Raw genomic sequence first — 19356 nt, forward strand, 5'->3', positions numbered from 1 at the left:
GGTCAGCCATGCAGTTCAGTGAGCAGGGCCATCAGCCGCTGCTTCTCTTCCCGTGACAATCGCTCGCCGACCCGCTCTCTGGCCAACAACGCATCGATCTCCTCCTGGGGAGACCGCCGCTGCCGGGTACGGCGAAAGTGCGCGACCAGCCCCTCCAGTTCAGCGCCGCGCGCTTCCTTCGGAATCAGCAGCTCGCGGCGGGCCAGACCCGCCAGACGCTCGCCCTCGGCGCTGCCATGGAAGTGGGCCAGCAGCACCTGGGCGCTGCGGTAGCGCCCCGCTCTCAGCAGACGGATCACCTCGCGGCACAGGCGCCCGTCGGGGTCGTCCTCCGGGCACCAACCATCCTCCTCAGGCAGCTGCCCCACCAGCGCCGGCTCATGCACCAGCAGCTGCAGGGCTCGGGCCGCCAGGCTCAGCGCGCCCCCGGAGCGGGCCGCCGGCGCCGCGCGTTCTCCCAGTGGCGGTGCCGTCTGGGGCATGTCGGCGGACTGAGCCGCCCCGTCGCTGCCGGCCATGTCCCGGCCAGGCGCGAATTCGACAGCGGCCGACCGGGCCCGCGCCAGCAGGGCGCTGAAGTCTGCCGTCTCGACGCCGGTGCGTCGCGAGAGCTCACTGAGCATCAGCGACTTCAGCACGCCCTCCGGCAGCCGACCCAGCGCCGCCAGCACCTGGCTGGCGAAGCGCTCGCGATCCTCGATGCGCGCCAAATCGCGCCCCGCGGCCGCCTGATCGAAGAGAAACTCCGACAGCGGATTGGCGCAGGTGATGCGGTCCTGAAAGGCCTCAGCCCCCTCGCGACGCACCAGGGTGTCCGGATCCTCGCCCTCGGGCAGGAACAGGAAACGCACCTGGCGACCGTCGATCATCAGCGGCAGCACCGTCTCCAGGGCGCGTGACGCCGCCTGGCGCCCGGCGCGGTCGCCATCGAAGCAGAACACCACCTCGCTCACCACGCGGAACAGCCGTGTCAGGTGCTCCTCGCTGGTCGAGGTGCCCAGGGTGGCCACCGCATTGCGGATGCCGAACTGGGCCAGGGCCACGACGTCCGTGTAGCCCTCGACGATCACCACCCGCTCCAGGCGATGGTCCGCCTGGCGGGCTTCAAAGAGGCCGTAGAGCTCGCGGCCCTTGTGGAACACCGGGGTCTCGGGCGAGTTGAGGTACTTGGGCTTGGCATCACCCAGCACCCGGCCGCCGAAGGCGATGGTGCGCCCCTTGACGTCGCGAATCGGAAAAATCACCCGGTCGCGGAAGCGATCGTAGGTGCGCCCGCTCTCCTCGCGGTGCACCAGCAGGCCATACTCCACCTGCACTGCCTCGCCGATGCCGCGCTCGGTGAGGTGACACTTGAGCGCCTCCCAGTCATTCGGGGCGTAGCCGATGCCGAAGGTCTGCTGCACCTCCGGGGCGAGGCCGCGACGCTCCAGATACTCCCGGGCACCCTGCCCCTCGGGCATCTTCAGCCGCTCGCGGAAGAAGCTGGCGGCCAGCTCGAGGAGATTGACTCCCTCCTTGCGCTTGCGTTCCCGGGCCTGGGCCCGCGGGTCATCGGCGCCCTCGCGCGGCACCTCAAGACCCAGCCGCCCGGCCAGCTGCTCCACCGCCTCGGGGAAACGCAGCTTGTCGTACTCCATCAGGAAGCCAAGGGCGTTGCCGTGGGCGTTGCAACCGAAGCAGTGGTAGAACTGCTTGTCGGCGCTGACGGTGAACGAGGGCGTCTTCTCCTGATGGAAGGGGCACAGCCCGGAATAGTTGCGACCGGCCTTCTTCAGCTTGACCCGTTCGCCCACCACCTCGACTACGTCGATGCGGGCCAGCAGGTCATCGAGGAAGCGCTGGGGAATCTGTCCTGCCATGGAATCGGATCACCTCGACGAGCCGCGATGCGATCGCTGCAGGGTGCAGGCACCGGTGGGATGCCGACGCCCCGGAAAAACAAGCGGCCACCGGATGGCGGCCGCTTGGCATCCTCCTGAGACGGCCGGGGCCGAAGCCCCGACTATCTCCAGCACGGATCAATAGAGCCGTTCGAAGCGCTTGCGCTCACGCTGAAGCTTCTTGGCGTGACGCTTGACGGCAGCCGCCGCCTTGCGCTTGCGCTCTGCAGTGGGCTTCTCGTAGGACTCGCGACGACGTACTTCGGAGAGAACACCAGCTTTTTCGCAAGAACGCTTGAAGCGACGCAGGGCGACGTCAAACGGCTCGTTATCACGTACTTTGACAGAAGGCATTAAGCACTCACCTACCTTAGGTAACTAGAGTTCGGTTAGTACGCACACCCCTGTGGGTGGCAGCTTTCGCGACGAAAAAGACGCCCGGAACGCAGCAAGGCGAGCCGGAAGGCAGAGACGGTCGCAGGAGTTCGCCACCTGGGTGCACGACCCAGTATTGCAGCGCACAGTAGTCTAGTCGCGCCCCTTATCCTTTGCAAATGCTTTCCCCCCCCAAACCACGTAGAATACCGGCCTGTTCTGCACAACCGAGCCGACACCATGCGCGTACTGGGCATCGAGACCTCCTGCGACGAAACCGGCGTCGCCCTCTTCGACACCGAGCGCGGCCTCGTGGCCGACGCCCTCTACAGCCAGATCGCCATGCACGCCGAATACGGCGGGGTGGTGCCGGAGCTGGCCTCCCGGGACCACACCCGTCGCCTGCTGCCGCTGATCCAGCAGGTGCTCGACGAGGCCGGACTGTCCCGCGCAGCGCTCGACGCCATCGCCTACACCGCGGGGCCCGGCCTGGTGGGTGCCCTCATGGTGGGCGCCGCCACCGCCCACGGCATGGCTCGCGCCCTGGGCATTCCGGTCCTCGGCGTCCACCACATGGAGGGCCACCTGCTGGCCCCCATGCTGGAGGAGGAGCGCCCCGACTTTCCCTTCGTGGCCCTGCTGGTCTCCGGCGGCCACACCCAACTGGTCGAGGTGCGCGGCCTGGGGCACTACACCCTGCTCGGCGAATCCGTGGACGACGCCGCCGGCGAGGCCTTCGACAAGGCTGCCAAGATGCTCGGCCTGGACTACCCGGGAGGCCCCCATGTGGCAAAGCTCGCCGGGAGCGGTGATCCGACGCGCTTCCGCTTTCCGCGGCCGATGACCGACCGTCCGGGGCTCGACTTCAGCTTCTCCGGCCTCAAGACCCACACCCTCACCGCCATCCGAGCCCTGGAGACGCAGGGCGCCCTGGACGATCGGGCCCGCGCCGACGTAGCCCGGGCCTTCGAGGAGGCGGTGGTGGATAGCCTGGTGATCAAATGCCGCCGCGCCCTGGACCAGACCGGCCTCAAGCGCCTGGTGGTGGCCGGCGGAGTCAGCGCCAACGTGCGCCTGCGCGAGCGGCTCGAGCGCGAGTGCGCCAAGCGCGACACCCGGGCCTATTACCCTCGAGGGCGCTTCTGCACCGACAACGGTGCGATGATCGCCTATGTGGGCGCCCAGCGCCTGCTGGCCGGCGAACAGGACGAAATCGGCGTGATGAAGGCGGTGCCACGCTGGCCAATGGATACCCTGGAGGCGCCGAATCAAGGCTGAGCCGGCCCCCTGCTTCGTTGTCCGGCCTCGCCTGCTCTCTTACTGACAGCTCACAAGCTACAGCCCCGGCTCATCGCCGCAGCCAAGGCGCTGGATATTGAACACGTGGCGCACCAGCACCAGCAGCGTGAAGGCGATCACCACGAGGACATAGTCCGGGGCGAGCCACAGGCTGGCCAGGGGCGCGGCGGCGGCGCTGGCCAGCGAGGCCACGGCGGCGGTGCGCACCCGCCAGGCGAGCAGCGCCCAGAGCAGGGCACACACCAGCGCCACCCCGGGGGTCAGCACCAGCATCACCCCGAAGGCGCTGGCCACCGCCTTGCCGCCGCGAAAGCGGTGCCAGGCCGGGTAGCTGTGGCCCAGCAGCACCGCCAGGCCCACAAGCCCCTGGGCCCAGGGCGGCAGCCCCAGCCGGATCGCCAGCACCAGCACGGGCATGCCCTTGGCGGCATCCACCAGCAGGGTGGCCAGCGCCAGGCGACGCCCGTGGAGTCTGAGCACGTTGGAGAAACCGGGATTGAAGGAGCCTGCCAGACGCGGGTCGCCGACGCCGGCCAGCCGACAGACGGTCAGGGCACCCAGCCAACTGCCGCTGAGATAGCCCAGCGCCACCAGCGGTGGCAACAGGGCCACCAGCGGCAGCAACAGGGTAGATGGCGCCTCCATGACCGGCCTCCCGAAAAGCAACAGGCCCCATTCTGCCAGGCGCACCGAAGCGCGCCCAGCGCCGGCGGTGTTCGCCGGACGGTGGCTGGCGTACAATCCCGCCACGCCTGTCCCGGCCGGTTCGACGGCTGCGGCACTCACTCTCTGACTGCGGAAGAACCCTCACACCATGGATCTCGTGCTGATCGAGTCCCTCGGCGTCGACACCGTCATCGGGGTCTACGACTGGGAGCGCACCATCACCCAGCGCCTGGTGCTCGACCTGGCGCTGGCCACCGACGTCCGCCCGGCGGCGGCCGACGACGACATCGCCCTGACGCTGGACTATGCCGACATCAGCGAGCGCATCGAGGCCTTCGCCGCCGCCCACGACTTCGCCCTGGTGGAGACCTTCGCCGAGCGGCTGGCCGACACCCTGCGCGAGGAGTTCGGTATTGCCTGGCTGCGACTGACCGTGCGCAAGCCCGGTGCGGTGCCCGCGGCGGCGGCCGTTGGCGTGCAGATCGAGCGCGGCGCCCGCCCGGGAGCGGCGTGATGGCCCTGGTCACGGTGAGCATCGGCAGCAACATCGAGCGCGACCGCCATGTGCGCGCCTGCCTGGACGGCCTGGCGGACACCTTTGGGACGCTTCTGATCTCGCGGGTGTTCGAGAGCGAGCCGGTGGGCTTCGAGGATGGGCGCAACTTCTACAACCTGGTGACCGCCTTCGAGAGCGACTGGTCGGTAGGCGAGCTGCAGGCCTGGTGCAAGGCACTGGAGTTCGCCAACGGCCGACGCAAGGACAGCCCCAAGTTCAGCCCGCGCACCCTGGACATCGACCTGCTGACCGTGGGCGAGCGCACCGGGGAGCACGACGGCGTCGCCCTGCCCCGGGACGAGATTCATCATCACGCCTTCGTGCTCCAGCCCATGGCCGAACTGCTGCCCGATGGCCGCCACCCCGAGAGCGGCGAGACCTATGCGGCGCTGTGGGCCGACTTCGACTCCGGTGGCCAGCGCCTCTGGGCGGTGGACTTCACCTGGGCCGGGCGGGTGATCTCCCGGGCCGACTGAATCGACTCGACACGCCTCAGGGTGCCGGGGGCGCCAGCGCCGCCTCGATGACCTCGCACCGTCGCCGAGCCAGCTCCTCGCCCAGTTCGCGCCCCTGGAACCCCTCCCCCACCAGCGTCTTCGGCAGCACCTGGGCGGCGAGCCGCCAGGCCAGCGCCAGGTCGTCGGCCAGGGCCGGCGCCTCCAGGCTCACCAGGCTCACCAGCGGCGCCACCCGCTCGCTGCGGCGCCAGGCATCGATGCCGTCCAGCCAGGCCAGGAGCCGCTCGGCCGTCAGCTTCCCTGCCCCGGCTTCCCGGCACAGCTGGCGGGTCAGGGCCGCCTGCCGGGCCAGGGCGGCATGGGCCCTGGGCAGCCGCAGCCGCTCCGCCAGGGCGGCCCGCGGCGCCTCGTCCAGATGCTCCACCAGCCGCGCCCAGCGCCAGCGCACCCGCGCCTCGCCGTCGAGCTCTTCCGGCAGGCAGTGCAGCCGGCCCAGGGCCTCGTCCAGGGCCTCGGGATCGGCGGCCAGCTCCGGCATCAATACCGCCAGGGCGCCGCAGTCGGCCAGGGTCTGGAAGTAGACCTCCGGCCAGGGCTCGCCGAGCGCCTTCTCGGTTTCGGTCCAGACGCGCTCGGCCACCAGGTGGCCGATCTCGCCGCTCACCACCAGTTCGTGCATCAGCGCCCGGGTCTCCACGGCGATAGTGAAGCCGAGACCGGCGTAGCGGGCCAGGAAGCGCGCGGCGCGCAACACCCGCAGCGGGTCCTCGACGAAGGCCGACGAGACATGGCGCAGCACCCGCACCTCCAGGTCGGCCAGGCCGCCATAGGGGTCGATCAGTTCGCCCTCGGGGGTCTCGGCCATGGCGTTGAGGGTCAGGTCGCGGCGCGCCAGGTCCTCCTCCAGGGTCACCTCGGGGCTGGCGTGCACCACGAAACCGGTGTAGCCATGGCCTGCCTTGCGCTCGGTGCGGGCCAGGGCGTACTCCTCGTGGCTCTCGGGATGCAGAAAGACCGGGAAGTCGCGCCCCACCGGCTTGAAGCCGCGACGGCGCATTTCTTCGGGCGTGGCCCCCACGACCACCCAGTCGTGGTCGTAGACCGGCCAGCCCAGCCGCGCATCGCGTACCGCCCCACCCACGCAGTAGACCTTCAGGCCCTCCACGGCGGGATCCCGTGTCGCGCTCACGGGTCAGGCCTCCACGCGATCGGGGTGGCGTCGCTGCCACTCGGTGAAGCCGCCGTCGAGGCTGTAGACCTCGACCAGACCCTGCCCCGCCAGCCAGGCAGCGGCCTGCTGGCTGGAGTGGCCGTGATAGCAGACCACCACCACCGGCCGCTCGACCGGCGTCTCGTCGAGGAAGGTACCGACGCTGTCGTTGTCGAGACGCCGGCTGCCGGGGATCCGGCCCTGGGCATAGCTCATGGGGTCGCGGATATCGACCAGGGCCGCCTCGCGGCCCTCATCGAGCCAGGCCTGAAGGGTCGGGATGTCGAGGTGCTGAAAACTCATGGTGGCCTCTCGCGTCAGGGAATTCGTGGCCGGGAAGTGGTCGCCGTCAGCGCCGGTGGCTGGGAACGCTTGTGCGCTGGCCGCTCTCGAGGGCCAGCGCGGTGAGCGTGCCGCCCCACACGCAGCCGGTATCCAGGGCCTGGGCGTTGACGCGACTGTCCGGGGTCGCCCCCTGCAGGGCCGCCCAGTGGCCGAACAGCAGCCGGGCGTCGTCGGCGCGAGGGTACTGGAACCAGGGAGCGAAACCCGGCGGCGCGCTGTCGAGCCCCTCCTTGGCGGCGAAGTCGAGGCGACCCTCCGCGTCGATGAAGCGCATCCGGGTAAAGACGTTGACGATGGCACGCAGCCGGTCGATGCCGTCGAGATCGTCGCTCCACAACATGGGCGCGTTCCCGTACATCCGCTCCAGGAAGGTGCCGGCACGCTCGCTGCCGAGCACCGCCTCGACCTCGCCGGCAAGCCGGGCGGCCTGGTCCAGCGACCACCGGGGCAGCAGGCCGGCATGGGTCATCAGGGTGTCGTGGCCCAGCGTCTCGCGCACCAGCAGCGGCTGCGACTGCAGCCAGTCCAGCAGCGCCTCGCGATCCGGGGCGACGAGAATGGTGCCCAGGGTGTCCTTGCGGTTCAGCGCCGCACCGCCACGGGCCACCGCCAGCAGGTGCAGGTCGTGGTTGCCAAGCACCGTCACCGCGGCAGCGCCCAGCGCCTTGACCTCGCGCAGGCACTCCAGCGACCCCGGGCCGCGATTGACCAGGTCGCCGGCCAGCCACAGCCGGTCCCGGCGAGGGTCGAAGTCGAGGGCCTCGAGCAGCTCGACGAACTCGGCGTGGCAGCCCTGGAGGTCGCCGATGGCGTAGGTGGTCATGGGCTCTCCTGGTTTCTGTGTCTGACTTCGAGCAAAGGGAATTCAGTGCACCTGGTTGGGGCCGGCCAGGCGGAAGGGGGCGATGGCCACCTCGAAGGGACGCTGGGAGGCGGTGTCCACGCAGGTGTAGTCGCCCTCCATCACCCCCACCGGGCCATCAAGAATCGCCCGGCTGGTGTAGCGGAACTGCTGCCCCGGCCCGATCATCGGCTGCTGCCCCACCACCCCCTTGCCACGCACCTCCTGCACCTTGCCGCTGCCCTGGGTGATCTTCCAGTGGCGGGCCATCAGCTGGATGCTGTGGCGGGAGGCGTTGTGCACCGTCACCGTGTAGCTGAACACGTAGCGGTCCTCGGTCGGCGCGGACTCCTCCTCGCGGAATTCGGGTTCGACCTCGACCCTGACCTGGCCCTGCAGGGCCTCCGGCAGCATGGGGCTCATTGCGACATCTCCTCACCATCTCGGTCGCCGCTGGCGGCCAGGTGGTTGGCGATATGCACGAACTCCTCCACCGTGAGGGTCTGGGGGCGGCGGGCGGGATCGATGCCCAGCGTCTCGAGCTCGTCTGCCGCGATGCGCCCCTTGAGGTTGTTGCGCAGGGTCTTGCGGCGCTGGCCGAAGGCCTCGCGCACAAGGGTGAAGAGCAGCGTCTCATCGACTGCCGGGTGCGGCAGCACGGCGTGGGGCGTCAAGCGCACGATGGCGGAATCCACCTTGGGCTGTGGCACGAAGGCCTCCGGCGGCACCATGAACAGCGACTCCACTTGGCAGCGGTACTGGGCCATCACCGACAGCCGCCCCCAGTCGGGGCCGCCCGGCGCAGCGGCCAGGCGCTCCACCACCTCCTTCTGCAGCATGAAGTGCATGTCGGCGATGGCGTCGCCCGCCTGGAGCAGGTGGGCAATCAGCGGGGTGGAGATGTTGTAGGGCAGGTTGCCCACCACCCGCAGCGGCTCGCCCTCGCCGCGCAGGGCGCGAAAGTCGAACTTGAGGGCGTCGCCCTCGTGGATCACGAAGTTGGGAAAGTTGAAGAACTGCACCCGTAGCCCTGGGATGAGATCCCGGTCGAGCTCGATCACCTCGAGATGCCCGTCGGAGGCCTCCAGCAACGGCTCGGTGAGTGCGCCCTGGCCGGGGCCGATCTCGACCAGGCGCTCGCCGGGACGCGGCCCGATGGCGCGCACGATACGCGAGATGATGCCGCGGTCACGCAGGAAGTTCTGGCCGAAGCGCTTGCGAGCCCGGTGAGCCGGGGGTCGAGATGACATTCAGGGGTGTCCTTCTATCGCTATTTGATGATGCTGCGGCTGGCCATCTGGGCGGCCAGGGCCACGGCGACCCGCAGGCTACCGGGGTCGGCGCGGCCGCTGCCGGCCAGGTCCAGGGCGGTGCCGTGGTCCACCGAGGTGCGCACGAAGGGCAACCCCAGGGTGATATTGGCCGCGCTGCCGAAGCCGGCGTACTTGAGCACCGGCAGGCCCTGGTCATGATACATGGCCAGCACGGCATCGACCCCCTCGAGGTGACGCGGCGTGAACAGGGTATCGGCGGGCAGTGGGCCATCAAGCCGCAGGCCCTCGGCGCGCAGCGCCGCCAGCGCCGGCTCGATCACCTCGAGTTCCTCGCGGCCCAGGTGGCCGCCCTCCCCGGCGTGGGGGTTGAGCCCGCACACGGCGATGCGCGGCGCGGCCAGGCCATACCATCGTTTCAGGTCGCCCGCAAGGATGCGCAGCACCCGCGTCAGGCGCTCGCCGGTGATGGCGTCGGCCACCTCGCGCAGCGGCAGGTGGGTGGTGGCCAACGCCACCCGCAGCGCCGGCGAACCCCGCCAGCCGGGGCGGGAGGCGTGCAGGGCGCAATCGGTGGCGAGCATCATCACCACCTCCTCCACGCCGCAGGCGTCGCGCAGGTACTCCGTGTGCCCCGTGAAGCCCGCGTGCCCCGCGTCGAGGATCACCCCCTTGTGCAGCGGCGCGGTGACCATGCCGGCGGCGTAGCCGGCACGGCTGGCGGCGATCGCCACGTCGAGGGTCTCGAGCACGTAGTCGGCGTTGGCCGCGGCAAGCACGCCGGTGCGAGACGGCGCACGCAGCGCCACCGGCCACACTGGCAGGCGCCCGGGGGTGGCGTCGGGCACCACCTGGCCGGGCGAGCGCTCGACCAGTTCGAGGTCGATGCCCAGGTCGGCGGCTCGCTGGGCCAGCAGCCCGGGATCGCCCACCGCGACGATCCGCACGCCCGCCACCGGTGCCATCGCCAGCATGGCGACGAGCTCCGGCCCGATGCCGGCGGGCTCACCGGTGGTGAGCGCCAGCAGCGGGGGCTCGGCGTCAGACATCAGCGGCCGTCGAGCCGGTTGTCGACGAAGGCCTCGGAGCGGATCTCCTGCAGCCAGACCTCCAGCTCCTCGTTGGCCCGCCGCTGGAACAGCGTCTGCTGGGCCTGCTGGCGGCTGGCACCCTCCTGCTCCATGAAGCGCTCCACCTCCCGCTCAGGGAGGTTCACCCGGCTGCCCACGCGGTTCTGCTGCAACTGACGCAGCACCAGCTCGCGGCGGATCTCCTCGCGCACGGTGGACAGCGCCAGACCGTCGGCCTCCAGGGCATCGGCGAACTGCTCCAGACTCATGCCGTTGCTCTCGGCGATGGCTCGCACCTGGCGGTTGAGCTCGGTGTCATCGATGGAGAGCCCGGCCTCCCGGGCCATCTGCAACTGGATCTCCTCCAGGATCATCTGCTCGAGAAGCTGCTCGCGCAGTACCCGATCCGTTGGGAGGTCGATCTGCTGGGCGGTGAGCTGGCTGCGGGTCTGGATCACCCGCTCCTCCAGTTCGCTCGCCATGATGGCGTCCTGATTGACCACGGCCACGATGCGATCCAGCGCCTGGCGCTGCACGGACTGGAACTGCTGGGCCTGGACGCTCAGCGGCACGGCGGCGAGGCCCAGCGCCAGGGCCAGGCCGGCGGCCATCAGGTGAGTGCGCCGGCGGCTGACTGTCTGCTTGTGTTTCATCTTTCCTCTCTGGAAGTTGGCAACGGCGGGAAGACGCCGGCTCAGAAGGCGGTGGAGCGATAGCCCGGGATGGCCTCCTCGAAATAGCTGTCTGCCTCGCGGCCCACGCCGCCGAGGCCCTTGAACACGAAGCGCAGGAAGATACCGCGATCGGTGAAGTCGTCCTCCACCCGGGCCGTGTCGTTGTCGTCGATCCACTCCCGCCAGACCAGCTGCAGACCATAGCAGCAGTCGTTCCACTGCACACCCGCCAGCTGCTCCAGGGAGCGGTCGTTGGTGTTGTCGTAGAGGAACCGGCCGATCAGGTCGACGCGGCGGTTGGCCTTCCAGGCCAACGACAGGTCGAACTCCTCGCGGTTGAAGTCCCGGAACTCATCGTCTCCCGGCTCCACCGAGGGATCGAAGCCTTGGAGCTCCCAGCGGTAGCCGAGGTTCAACGCGTGACCCGCCGGGGAACGGTACTGCAGGTCCAGGGAGGTGCGCTCGGTCTGCTCGAGGTTGTCGTCGTAGAGCCACTGCCAGCGGGTGCGCCAGCGGTCCGTGACCTGCCAGTCGGCGCGGGCCACCAGGGGAGAGCGGTTGCGGGTGGCCCGATACCAGCCCGGGAAGTCGCGGTCGCGATCGGGTATCACATCGGGATCGCCCGCCATGTCGATGGAGCGATCCTCGAAGTAGTAGGCCTGGCCAAGGCCCACGGCGAGGCGCTGGCGGCCCCGCGCGTCCTCCAGCAGCCGCGAATCGACGCCCAGGGAGAGGCGGTTGAGGTCGCCGACCCGGTCGCTGCCCGAGAAGCGGTACGGCGACCACAGCTGGCCCCAGGAGAAGGCGCGCTCGCTGGTATCGAAGTCGGGGAAGTCGCTCTGATCCCGTGCCGGCACGTAGGCATAGTTGGCACGGGGCTCCAGGGTCTGGCGGTAGCCGCGCCCGCCGAGTGCCAGCTCGCGCTCGAAGACCAGGCCGCCGTCGAGGGAGGCCACCGGCACCTCGCGGGTCAGGGAGGTGTCGCGGTCGGTGTCACGGTCGCCGTAGTCGAGCTCGTAGGCGGTGGCCTGCCACTCAAGGCGCGGCTCCAGGTGGCCCCAGCTCTCGTCGAAGCGCCAGCCCACCGCCGGGGAGAGATGCAGCCGCGAGCCCACTGCAGACTCGCGCAGCGGCACCCGGTTCTCGTCCACGTCGCGCCAGAAGTAGCTGTAGTTGGAGCCCCACTGCTGGTAGAGGCCGCCCTGGTTCCAGCGCGCAGTGGCGGAGAGACTCGGCAACCGGTAGAAGGGCTTGTCGCGGTCGGCCAGGGGGTCGTCGAGCCTCTGGAAGCCCTGGGCCCGGGCATCGAGGCGCCAGACATCGCCTCGGTAGTCGATCTGGGCCAGGCGCGGCATGGCGGCGGTGTTCTGCTCGGCGAAGTCGCTGCCGAAGTCGTCGAAGTAGCGCCCGTCGCTGGCCGCCCCGTAGCGCAGCTGGTAGCGGCTGCGCGGGTTGAGGGTGCCGGCGTGGCGGTAGTCGACATACCAGCGATCCTCCCCCTCGAAGCGCCGGGCGACATCGTTGGGGTTGTCGCTGGAACCGCCGTCGTCGCTCTCCAGGAAGGCCCCCTCGATCTGGCCGGCGTCGCTGGGCAGCAGATAGCGATACTCGCCGCCCAGCAGCAGGCCGCGGTCGGTGATCCAGCGCGGGGTGAGGGTGGCGTCCTGGTCGGGGGCAATGTTCCAGTAGAAGGGCTGGGCGTAGTCCAGGGCGTCGCTGGAGAGCCCCACGGCCGGCCACAGGAAGCCGGTGTGGCGGCGGTCGTCGATGGGAAAGCGCACCCAGGGCCAGTAGAAGACGGGCACCGGGCCCACCTCGAGCCGCGCATGGCGGGCAGTGCCGAACCCGCTCTCGCGGTCGAGCACCACGTCGCCCCCCACCAGCCGCCAGAGATTGTCGCCCGGATCGCAGGTGGTGAAGCTCGCCGAGGTGAGCCGGTAACGACCGTCCTCCAGGCGCTCGAGCTGCACGGCATCGCCGCGCAGGTGGCGGTCGTGGACCACGTAGTGGGCGTTGTCGATGCGCGCGGCATCGCTGACCAGCGAGAGCTCGGCGGCGTCGCCGCGCACCAGCAGGTTCTGGTCGCGCAGCGCCAGGGGACCCTCGGCGAAGGCACGCTCGCGTGAGCCGGGCACCCGCACCTTGGGGGTCTCGAGTTGGGCGGTGTCGCGGCGCAGGACCACCTCGCCGAGCAGGATCGTCTCGCCATCCTCGCCGTAGCGGGCGCTGTCCGACTCGCTGGCCACCCGCCCCGGAGACGGCTCGGCAAGGCGATAGTCGGGCATCACGTAGATGCCGCGGCACAGGGCGCCGGCGGGACGGTCGTCGCCCCAGGGGCGGAAGTCCAGCGACACGGCGGGCAGGGAAGCGGGCGAGGCCGCCGCATAGTGAGCGCTGGCCAGGCTCAGGGTCGCCAGGCCGGCCAGGGCCGTCCATGAGAATCGCTTGCCCATGTTCCTCGATGTCCTTGGCGGGGTGAATCGGTATTATACAGGCCGCACCGCGCCTGTGCTGCCGGCGGGCCACGAAGCGCTCAGCATGCGGCGCGCCCCGGCGGCCGTCAACCGAGGTGCCGCCGGAACCTTTCACACCACTCAGGGAGCCAGCCCACCATGTCCGACGCCGCCCCTTCGCGCCTCGACCTGCTCCGCCAGTGGGTCGCCGAGCGCCACGGCCTACCCTGCCAGGCGGTCGACCTGCGCCTGGCCGCCGGCGACGCCAGCTTTCGGCGCTACTACCGCCTGCGGCTGCCAAGCGGCGACACCCGTATGCTGATGGACGCACCGCCGGCGCAGGAGGACAGCTGTCCCTTCGTGACCATCGCCCGGCGCTGGGCCGCCGCCGGCCTGCCGGTGCCGGCTCTCCACGGGGTGGACCTGGCCCAGGGGTTCCTGGAGCTCGACGACCTGGGCGATATCCCCCTGCAGAGCTGCTTCGGCCGCGAGGGCGACGGCACCACCCTGGACTGGCACGAGCGCGCCATCGCCCTGATCCATGAGCTTCAGAATCGCGCCGGCCCCGTCGAGCTCCCCCCCTTCGATGCCGACCTGCTGGGCCGCGAGCTCGACCTCTTCCCCGAGTGGTGTCTGGGCGAGTGGCTGGAGATGGACACACCACCGGGCTGGGAAGCCCTGCGCGAGGCGCTGATCGTCTCGGCCCTGGAGCAGCCGGTGGTCACCGTGCACCGCGACTTTGACGCCATGAACTTGATGGTGCAGGAGGGCACCCTGCACCTGATCGACTTTCAGGACGCCGTGGCCGGCCCGATCAGCTACGACCTGATCTCGCTGCTGCGCGGGCGCTACTGCCGCTTCGACGCCACCCGCTTCGCGGCCTGGGTGGAGGCCTTCCGAGCGCGCGCCCAGGCCGAGGGGCGCCTGCCCGCCAGGGTGGACGCGGCCGGCTTCCTGGCCCAGGCCCAGGCCATGGCCGCCCAACGCTCGCTGAAGGTGCTGGGGATCTTCTGCCGGCTGACCCTGCGCGACGCCAAATCAGGCTACTTGGCGCGCTTGCCCCACTTCCTCGCCCACCTGGAGGAGAGCCTGGCGGGACTTCCCGGCCACGAGGCCTTCGAAGCGTGGCTGACCGGGACCCTGCGCCCGGCCCTGCTGGCACGGCTGGGAGAGACGCCATGAGGGCGATGATCCTTGCCGCGGGACTCGGCACCCGCATGCGCCCACTGACCGATCGCTGTCCCAAACCGCTGCTGCCGGTGGCCGGCCAGCCGCTGATCGTCCACCACCTGGCGCGGCTGCACCAGGCCGGCATCACGGAGGTGGTGATAAACGTCAGCTACCGGGCCGAACAGATCATCGCCGCCCTGGGTGACGGGGCCGACTACGGGGTACGCATCGCCTGGAGCCGTGAAGAGACGCCGCTGGAGACCGGCGGCGGCATGCGCCAGGCGTTGGGGCTCCTGGGCGGGGCGCCCTTCCTGCTGATCAACGGCGATGTCTGGTGCGACCTGGACCCGACCCGTCTGGCGCTTGGCGACGGCGACCTGGCGCAGCTCGCGCTGGTAGACAACCCCGACCACCACCCGGTCGGCGACTTCCACCTGGCCCATGACGGCCGGGTCCATGCCGAGGGCGAGCCCCGTCTCACCTTTGCCGGCATCAGCCTGGTCGACCCGGCGCTGGTGGCCGCTGAACCCCAAGGCGCCTTCGCCCTGGCGCCGCTGCTGCGCCGTGCCATGAAGGATGGCCGCGTGGGCGGCCACCACCACCGCGGCCAGTGGGTCGATGTGGGCACCCCCGAGCGGCTGGCCGAGCTCGACCGACGCCTGCGGGACTGAGGCCCCTCAACGGGAGTGCTATGCTGCCCGCCATTGACCCCCATCAGAGAAGGAACCCCGCATCATGAAAGCCACTGTGAAATGGACCGACGGTCGTCAGTTCGTCACCGAGAGCGGCAGCGGCCACAGCGTGGTGATCGACGGCCCGCCCGACCACGGCGGGCGCAACACCGGCCCGCGTCCCATGGAGATGATGCTGATGGGCCTGGGCGCCTGCACTTCCTTCGACGTATTGGAGATTCTCGAGAAGTCCCGGGCCCCGATAACCGACTGCGTGGCCAGCCTCGAGGCGGAGCGCGCAGACAGCACCCCCAGCGTGTTCACAAAGATCCACGTGCACTTCACCGTGACCGGCAAGGGGCTGAAGGAGAAGCAAGTGGCGCGGGCCGTGGAGCTCTCCGCGGAGAAGTACTGCAGCGCCTCGATCATGCTGGTGAAGGGCGGCGTCGACATCACCCACTCCTTCACCATCGTCGAGGAATAAGGGGGGCTCAGACCCGGTAGACGCTACTGGTCATCACCTTGGACATCAGCCTCATGCCGAACTTGACCGGGGCGGGGAAACGGGCCCCGCCGGCCTCCAGCGCCAGCTGGGCGTGGTGGGCCTCGTCGATGGCCATCTGGCGCAGCACCGCCCGGGAGCGCCGATCCCCGGCCGGCAGCTTGGCCAGATGATCCTCCAGGTGGCGACCCACCTGCTCCTCCGTGGCGGCCACGAAGCCGAGGCTCATGCGGTCGCCCACGGCACCGGCCACGGCACCGATGCCGAAGGAGGCGGCGTAGAAAAGCGGGTTGAGCAGGCTTGGCCGGTCGTGCAACTCCTCGAGGCGCTCGTCACACCAGGCCAGGTGATCGATCTCCTCCTGGGCCGCCTCCTCCATCTGGCCGCGCACATCGGGCAGCTTCGCGGTCAGCCCCTGGCCCTGGTAGAGCGCCTGGGCACACACCTCACCGGTGTGGTTGATGCGCATCAGCCCGGCCGAATGGCGGCGCTCCTCCGCCTCCATGGGTTCATCGTGAACCTCGGGCGTGGCCGGGGACGGTCGCGACGCCTGGGCGGCATGGGGCACCAGGGTGCGCAGCACGGTATCGAACTGGTGGATCAAGTTGTCGCTTCGGGAGAGATTGCGGCTCATGTCGACCTCGTCGCGCCTCGGTCCAAAATGGATGGCCCATTGTAGACGAGGGCCCTTATTACCAGAAGCGTCACCCGAAACGAGCGACGCCACCTTGCGGTGGCGTCGGAAGAAACTGCACCCGATGCGTCGAGCGCTTGAGCTCGCGCGGTTGCCCGCAAGGAGACGGCTAGCCAGCCGGCCAAGTGAAGCGTCGACCGCCCATCAGGTGCATATGGATATGGTAGACCGTCTGGCCGCCATCGTCATTGCAGTTCATCACCACCCGGTAGCCCTCCTCGGCGAAGCCGCGCTCACGGGCTAGCCTGGCGGCCAGGATGGGCAGTCGACCGACCAGGGCCCGATCGCTCTCCTCGAGGTCGTTGAGGGTCGCGACATGGCGCTTGGGGATGACCAGCAGATGGATCGGCGCCTGGGGAGCGATGTCCTCGAAGGCCAGCACCTCGTCGTCCTCATAGACGATCTCGGCCGGGATCTCGTGGTTGATGATCTGGCAGAACAGGCAAGCCATGGGGTCTCTCCTTGGTCGGGGCTCGACGTTTTCGGGGCTCGACGTTTTCCGTGCTTATGGTCTTCGAGGCCTAGCGGAAGCGCCGCTGGGCCAGCAAATGGCGCACCAGCGGTGCGAGGATCAGTTCCATGGCCAGCGACACCCGCGACCCTGGCACCACCAGGGTATGAGGCCGGCTCATGAAGGCATCCGGGATCATCGCCAGCAGGTAGGGAAAGTCCACGGTGGCCGGTTCCCGGAAGCGGATCACCGCGAAGGATTCGGCGTCAGAGGGGATGTCCTGCACCTCGAAGGGGTTGGAGGTATCTACCGTGGGCACCCGCTGGAAGTTGATGTGGGTGCGCGAGAACTGCGGCTGTATGTAACGCACATAGTCGTCCATGCGCCCGAGGATGGTGTCGATCACCGCCTCCTGGGAGTGGCCGCGCAGCTTGGTGTCGCGCACGATCTTCTGGATCCACTCCAGATTGATGGTGGGCGCCACCCCCACCAACAGGTCCACGTGGCGGGCGATGTCGTGCTCGGGTGTTACCAGGCCACCGTGCAGACCCTCGTAGAAGAGCAGGTCGGTGCCGTAGGGCAGCGGCTGCCACTCGGTGAAGGTGCCGACTCGATAGCCGGCCTCGATCATCTGCTTGTCCTCGGCGTGGATGTAGTGACGATAGGTGCCACTGCCCTGCTCGCCGTACTCCAGGAACAGCGCCTCGAGTTCATCGAGCAGGTTGGCCTCCACGGCGAAGTGGGAGAGCTCATCCTTGCGCTCCGGCTCCTCGCGGAAGATCCGCGCCAGCTCCTCCCGGGTGTAGCGGTGAAAGGCGTCGCCGTCGACGAGGGCGGCGTGTACGTCCTCGCGGGCGAACATGCGCTCGAAGCTACGCTTGACCGTGGTGGTGCCGGCGCCGGAGGAGCCGGTCACGGCGATGATCGGATACTCGCGGGACATCAGGCGCCCCCTGCTCCGGCAAGCGCCGCCGCCACGGCCTCGGGTACCGCCACCGTGCGCCCGGCCGCCGGGTCGATCAGCACCACGTTCAGCCGGGCGGTGGCCACGGGCCGACCGCCCTCGGCGTGGCAGACGCGGTGGTAGACGGTGATCGAGCGCCCCCCGGGAGCCGGAATCGCCGTCTCCACCACCAGGGCATCGGGCCAGCGTGCCTCAGACTGGTACTGCACGGCGAGATCCGCCACCACGCTGGGGTAGCCGCCCAGGTCCCACTCGGTGAGCCCCAGGGCACCGAAGGCCTGGATGCGCGCCTCATGAAGCAGCGACACCAGGGTGTCATGGCCCAGGTGGCGGCCGTAGTTCATATCGGTGACGCGCACCGTCAACGGATGGCGGTGCACGATATCCGCCTCGGGAAACTCGAGCCTGACACGTTCCATGCTTGACTCCTTAAACACGCTCCCGGGCGATGGCCCGGTAGGCGATATCGCGACGACACAGCACGCCTTCCCAGTGGATGGCGTCGACGCCCCGATAGGCCTGCTCGGCGGCGGCCGCGACGCCCTCGCCCAGGGCGGTGACGCAGAGCACGCGCCCACCGGCGGTGACCAGCTGACGGCCTTGATCGACTGTGCCGGCATGGAACACCTTGCACCCGGTGGCCTCGGCGGCCTCGATGCCCTCGATGGGGTCATGCTTGCGGTAGCTGCCGGGATAGCCGCCGGCAGCCAGCACCACGCCCACCGCGGCGCGCGGATCCCAGTCGCAGGTCTTGTCCGCGAGCTTGCCGGTGGCGCCGGCCAGGCAGAGCTCGGCCAGGTCGGAGGTGAGGCGCAGCATGATCGGCTGGGTCTCGGGGTCGCCGAAGCGGCAGTTGTACTCGATTACCCTGGGGTTGCCCTCGGCGTCGATCATCAGGCCGGCGTAGAGGAAGCCGGTGTAGGGGTGGCCCTCCTCGGCCATGCCACGCACCGTGGGCAGGATGACCCGCTCCATGATCCGGGCGTGCACCTCGTCGGTGACCACCGGCGCCGGGGAGTAGGCGCCCATGCCGCCGGTGTTGGGACCGGTATCGCCCTCGCCCACCCGCTTGTGGTCCTGGCTGGTGGCCATGGGCAGTACGGTCTCGCCATCCACCATGACGATGAAGCTGGCCTCCTCGCCGTCGAGGAACTCCTCGATGACCACCCGGGCGCCGGCGTCGCCGAAGGCGTTGGCCTCGAGCATGTCGCGCACCCCCGCCTCGGCCTGGTCGAGGGTCATGGCCACGATCACACCCTTGCCGGCGGCCAGGCCGTCGGCCTTGATCACGATGGGGGGGCCCTGCTCAGCGAGATACTCGAGGGCCGGGGCCACCTCGGTGAAGGTACGATAATCGCCGGTGGGAATGGCGTGGCGGGCGAGGAAGTCCTTGGTGAAGGACTTGGAGCCCTCCAGCTGGGCGGCGCCGGCGGAGGGGCCGAAGATCGCCAGGCCCGCCGCGCGAAAGCGGTCCACCACGCCGGCCACCAGCGGCGCCTCCGGGCCGACGATGGTCAGGTCGATGCCCTCGTCGTGGGCGAAGGCCACCAGGCCGTCGAGGTCATCCACCGCGATATCGACGTTGGCCAGGCCCGGCTCCCGGGCGGTGCCGGCATTGCCGGGTGCCACGAAGACCTGCGCCACCAGGGGCGACTGGGCGACCTTCCAGGCCAGGGCATGTTCGCGGCCACCGCCGCCGATGATCAACACCTTCATCCATTACACCTTGTTCAACAAACCGGAAGCGGGCGATTCGGGACGATGGCCGACGGCGGCCCCGCCCGATACCCGACGGCGATCTCCCGT

22 protein-coding genes are annotated in these 19356 nt (G+C 69.6%); 6 read left to right on the top strand and 16 right to left on the bottom strand.

Annotated elements, in window-relative coordinates; genetic code table 11:
• Positions 1–2: 2 nt before the first annotated feature.
• Both dnaG and rpsU read right to left on the bottom strand, forming a co-directional pair.
• Positions 3–1859 (bottom strand): DNA primase, encoded by a 1857-nt coding sequence (gene dnaG, locus ACR80S_RS03900; RefSeq protein ID WP_435399220.1) that lies wholly within the window; start codon positions 1857–1859, stop codon positions 3–5.
• Between the two features lie 159 nt (positions 1860–2018).
• The gene (rpsU, locus tag ACR80S_RS03905) at positions 2019–2234 is read right to left on the bottom strand and encodes a 30S ribosomal protein S21 (RefSeq protein ID WP_017430978.1); all 216 of its coding nucleotides are present in this window, start codon (positions 2232–2234) and stop codon (positions 2019–2021) included.
• 261 nt (positions 2235–2495) lie between these two features.
• Between rpsU and tsaD the strand changes: the two genes are divergently transcribed.
• The gene (gene tsaD / locus ACR80S_RS03910) at positions 2496–3533 is read left to right on the top strand and encodes a tRNA (adenosine(37)-N6)-threonylcarbamoyltransferase complex transferase subunit TsaD (RefSeq protein ID WP_435399221.1); all 1038 of its coding nucleotides are present in this window, start codon (positions 2496–2498) and stop codon (positions 3531–3533) included.
• A gap of 57 nt (positions 3534–3590) precedes the next feature.
• Here tsaD and plsY read toward each other — a convergent pair whose 3' ends face one another.
• Positions 3591–4199, bottom strand: coding sequence for a glycerol-3-phosphate 1-O-acyltransferase PlsY (gene plsY / locus ACR80S_RS03915; protein WP_435402618.1), 609 nt, complete (start codon positions 4197–4199; stop codon positions 3591–3593).
• 169 nt (positions 4200–4368) lie between these two features.
• On the opposite strand from plsY, the gene folB reads away from it, so the two are divergent.
• A complete protein-coding gene (gene folB, locus ACR80S_RS03920; protein WP_435402619.1) occupies positions 4369–4734 on the top strand; it encodes a dihydroneopterin aldolase in 366 nt (121 codons plus the stop codon).
• On the top strand, positions 4734–5252 hold the full coding sequence (folK, locus tag ACR80S_RS03925; RefSeq protein ID WP_435399224.1) for a 2-amino-4-hydroxy-6-hydroxymethyldihydropteridine diphosphokinase: 519 nt from the start codon (positions 4734–4736) through the stop codon (positions 5250–5252). Before folB ends, folK begins: the two co-directional genes overlap by 1 nt.
• A 16-nt stretch (positions 5253–5268) precedes the next feature.
• Here the strand turns inward: folK and ACR80S_RS03930 are convergent, their stop codons facing one another.
• From ACR80S_RS03930 to ACR80S_RS03965, 8 genes are read right to left on the bottom strand one after another with little or no spacing between them, the layout of a single operon-like run.
• Positions 5269–6423: a polynucleotide adenylyltransferase gene (locus tag ACR80S_RS03930; RefSeq protein WP_435402620.1), complete on the bottom strand. Its 1155-nt coding sequence runs from the start codon at positions 6421–6423 to the stop codon at positions 5269–5271.
• Between the two features lie 3 nt (positions 6424–6426).
• The gene (glpE, locus tag ACR80S_RS03935; protein WP_435402621.1) at positions 6427–6747 is read right to left on the bottom strand and encodes a thiosulfate sulfurtransferase GlpE; all 321 of its coding nucleotides are present in this window, start codon (positions 6745–6747) and stop codon (positions 6427–6429) included.
• Between the two features lie 46 nt (positions 6748–6793).
• Entirely contained in the window at positions 6794–7612 is an 819-nt protein-coding gene (locus ACR80S_RS03940) for a symmetrical bis(5'-nucleosyl)-tetraphosphatase (RefSeq protein ID WP_435402622.1), read from the bottom strand.
• Positions 7613–7654: 42 nt separating this feature from the next.
• The gene (apaG, locus tag ACR80S_RS03945; protein ID WP_435399228.1) at positions 7655–8053 is read right to left on the bottom strand and encodes a Co2+/Mg2+ efflux protein ApaG; all 399 of its coding nucleotides are present in this window, start codon (positions 8051–8053) and stop codon (positions 7655–7657) included.
• Positions 8050–8880, bottom strand: coding sequence for a 16S rRNA (adenine(1518)-N(6)/adenine(1519)-N(6))-dimethyltransferase RsmA (rsmA, locus tag ACR80S_RS03950; RefSeq protein WP_435399229.1), 831 nt, complete (start codon positions 8878–8880; stop codon positions 8050–8052). The genes apaG and rsmA overlap by 4 nt, the downstream gene beginning before the upstream one ends.
• Positions 8881–8900: 20 nt before the next feature.
• Positions 8901–9950: a 4-hydroxythreonine-4-phosphate dehydrogenase PdxA gene (gene pdxA, locus ACR80S_RS03955; RefSeq protein WP_435402623.1), complete on the bottom strand. Its 1050-nt coding sequence runs from the start codon at positions 9948–9950 to the stop codon at positions 8901–8903.
• Positions 9950–10624, bottom strand: a complete 675-nt coding sequence (locus ACR80S_RS03960) for a SurA N-terminal domain-containing protein (protein WP_435399231.1) — start codon at positions 10622–10624, stop codon at positions 9950–9952. Before ACR80S_RS03960 ends, pdxA begins: the two co-directional genes overlap by 1 nt.
• A gap of 41 nt (positions 10625–10665) precedes the next feature.
• Complete coding sequence (locus tag ACR80S_RS03965) at positions 10666–13098, bottom strand: LPS-assembly protein LptD (protein WP_435402624.1); 2433 nt, start codon at positions 13096–13098, stop codon at positions 10666–10668.
• Between the two features lie 159 nt (positions 13099–13257).
• Here ACR80S_RS03965 and ACR80S_RS03970 point away from each other — a divergent pair, with 159 nt between their 5' ends.
• The 3 genes from ACR80S_RS03970 to ACR80S_RS03980 all read left to right on the top strand — a co-directional run bounded on the left by ACR80S_RS03970 (position 13258) and on the right by ACR80S_RS03980 (position 15423).
• Positions 13258–14280, top strand: a complete 1023-nt coding sequence (locus tag ACR80S_RS03970) for an aminoglycoside phosphotransferase family protein (RefSeq protein ID WP_435402625.1) — start codon at positions 13258–13260, stop codon at positions 14278–14280.
• Positions 14277–14939 carry an N-acetylmuramate alpha-1-phosphate uridylyltransferase MurU gene (gene murU, locus ACR80S_RS03975; RefSeq protein WP_435399234.1) on the top strand — a complete coding sequence of 221 codons (663 nt, stop codon included), beginning with the start codon at positions 14277–14279 and terminating at the stop codon, positions 14937–14939. Before ACR80S_RS03970 ends, murU begins: the two co-directional genes overlap by 4 nt.
• 64 nt (positions 14940–15003) lie before the next feature.
• Entirely contained in the window at positions 15004–15423 is a 420-nt protein-coding gene (locus tag ACR80S_RS03980; RefSeq protein ID WP_435399235.1) for an OsmC family protein, read from the top strand.
• 7 nt (positions 15424–15430) lie between these two features.
• Here ACR80S_RS03980 and coq7 read toward each other — a convergent pair whose 3' ends face one another.
• From coq7 to purD, 5 genes are all read right to left on the bottom strand, one after another.
• Positions 15431–16075, bottom strand: coding sequence for a 2-polyprenyl-3-methyl-6-methoxy-1,4-benzoquinone monooxygenase (gene coq7 / locus ACR80S_RS03985; protein WP_435402626.1), 645 nt, complete (start codon positions 16073–16075; stop codon positions 15431–15433).
• 169 nt (positions 16076–16244) lie between these two features.
• Entirely contained in the window at positions 16245–16586 is a 342-nt protein-coding gene (locus tag ACR80S_RS03990) for a histidine triad nucleotide-binding protein (RefSeq protein ID WP_435399237.1), read from the bottom strand.
• 70 nt (positions 16587–16656) lie between these two features.
• A complete protein-coding gene (locus ACR80S_RS03995) occupies positions 16657–17529 on the bottom strand; it encodes a phosphoribulokinase (RefSeq protein WP_435399238.1) in 873 nt (290 codons plus the stop codon).
• Positions 17529–17969 (bottom strand): acyl-CoA thioesterase, encoded by a 441-nt coding sequence (locus ACR80S_RS04000; protein ID WP_435399239.1) that lies wholly within the window; start codon positions 17967–17969, stop codon positions 17529–17531. Before ACR80S_RS04000 ends, ACR80S_RS03995 begins: the two co-directional genes overlap by 1 nt.
• A gap of 10 nt (positions 17970–17979) precedes the next feature.
• Positions 17980–19266 (bottom strand): phosphoribosylamine--glycine ligase, encoded by a 1287-nt coding sequence (purD, locus tag ACR80S_RS04005; RefSeq protein WP_435399240.1) that lies wholly within the window; start codon positions 19264–19266, stop codon positions 17980–17982.
• Between the last annotated feature and the right edge of the window lie 90 nt (positions 19267–19356).

Origin of the sequence: Halomonas salsilacus (genome assembly GCF_051216275.1) — a bacterium.
Classification (GTDB): Bacteria; Pseudomonadota; Gammaproteobacteria; order Pseudomonadales; family Halomonadaceae; genus Halomonas.

Excerpts from the sequence above, each read along its gene's own strand:
- ACR80S_RS03980 (WP_435399235.1), top strand. The coding sequence starts at position 15,004 with ATGAAAGCCACTGTGAAATGGACCGACGGTCGTCAGTTCGTCACCGAG.
- ACR80S_RS03960 (WP_435399231.1), bottom strand. The coding sequence starts at position 10,624 with ATGAAACACAAGCAGACAGTCAGCCGCCGGCGCACTCACCTGATGGCC.
- coq7 (WP_435402626.1), bottom strand. The coding sequence starts at position 16,075 with ATGAGCCGCAATCTCTCCCGAAGCGACAACTTGATCCACCAGTTCGAT.
- plsY (WP_435402618.1), bottom strand. The coding sequence starts at position 4,199 with ATGGAGGCGCCATCTACCCTGTTGCTGCCGCTGGTGGCCCTGTTGCCA.
- murU (WP_435399234.1), top strand. The coding sequence starts at position 14,277 with ATGAGGGCGATGATCCTTGCCGCGGGACTCGGCACCCGCATGCGCCCA.
- apaG (WP_435399228.1), bottom strand. The coding sequence starts at position 8,053 with ATGAGCCCCATGCTGCCGGAGGCCCTGCAGGGCCAGGTCAGGGTCGAG.
- tsaD (WP_435399221.1), top strand. The coding sequence starts at position 2,496 with ATGCGCGTACTGGGCATCGAGACCTCCTGCGACGAAACCGGCGTCGCC.
- ACR80S_RS03970 (WP_435402625.1), top strand. The coding sequence starts at position 13,258 with ATGTCCGACGCCGCCCCTTCGCGCCTCGACCTGCTCCGCCAGTGGGTC.
- ACR80S_RS03965 (WP_435402624.1), bottom strand. The coding sequence starts at position 13,098 with ATGGGCAAGCGATTCTCATGGACGGCCCTGGCCGGCCTGGCGACCCTG.
- purD (WP_435399240.1), bottom strand. The coding sequence starts at position 19,266 with ATGAAGGTGTTGATCATCGGCGGCGGTGGCCGCGAACATGCCCTGGCC.
- folK (WP_435399224.1), top strand. The coding sequence starts at position 4,734 with ATGGCCCTGGTCACGGTGAGCATCGGCAGCAACATCGAGCGCGACCGC.
- ACR80S_RS03990 (WP_435399237.1), bottom strand. The coding sequence starts at position 16,586 with ATGGCTTGCCTGTTCTGCCAGATCATCAACCACGAGATCCCGGCCGAG.
- ACR80S_RS03940 (WP_435402622.1), bottom strand. The coding sequence starts at position 7,612 with ATGACCACCTACGCCATCGGCGACCTCCAGGGCTGCCACGCCGAGTTC.
- dnaG (WP_435399220.1), bottom strand. The coding sequence starts at position 1,859 with ATGGCAGGACAGATTCCCCAGCGCTTCCTCGATGACCTGCTGGCCCGC.
- rsmA (WP_435399229.1), bottom strand. The coding sequence starts at position 8,880 with ATGTCATCTCGACCCCCGGCTCACCGGGCTCGCAAGCGCTTCGGCCAG.
- glpE (WP_435402621.1), bottom strand. The coding sequence starts at position 6,747 with ATGAGTTTTCAGCACCTCGACATCCCGACCCTTCAGGCCTGGCTCGAT.
- folB (WP_435402619.1), top strand. The coding sequence starts at position 4,369 with ATGGATCTCGTGCTGATCGAGTCCCTCGGCGTCGACACCGTCATCGGG.
- rpsU (WP_017430978.1), bottom strand. The coding sequence starts at position 2,234 with ATGCCTTCTGTCAAAGTACGTGATAACGAGCCGTTTGACGTCGCCCTG.
- ACR80S_RS03995 (WP_435399238.1), bottom strand. The coding sequence starts at position 17,529 with ATGTCCCGCGAGTATCCGATCATCGCCGTGACCGGCTCCTCCGGCGCC.
- pdxA (WP_435402623.1), bottom strand. The coding sequence starts at position 9,950 with ATGTCTGACGCCGAGCCCCCGCTGCTGGCGCTCACCACCGGTGAGCCC.
- ACR80S_RS04000 (WP_435399239.1), bottom strand. The coding sequence starts at position 17,969 with ATGGAACGTGTCAGGCTCGAGTTTCCCGAGGCGGATATCGTGCACCGC.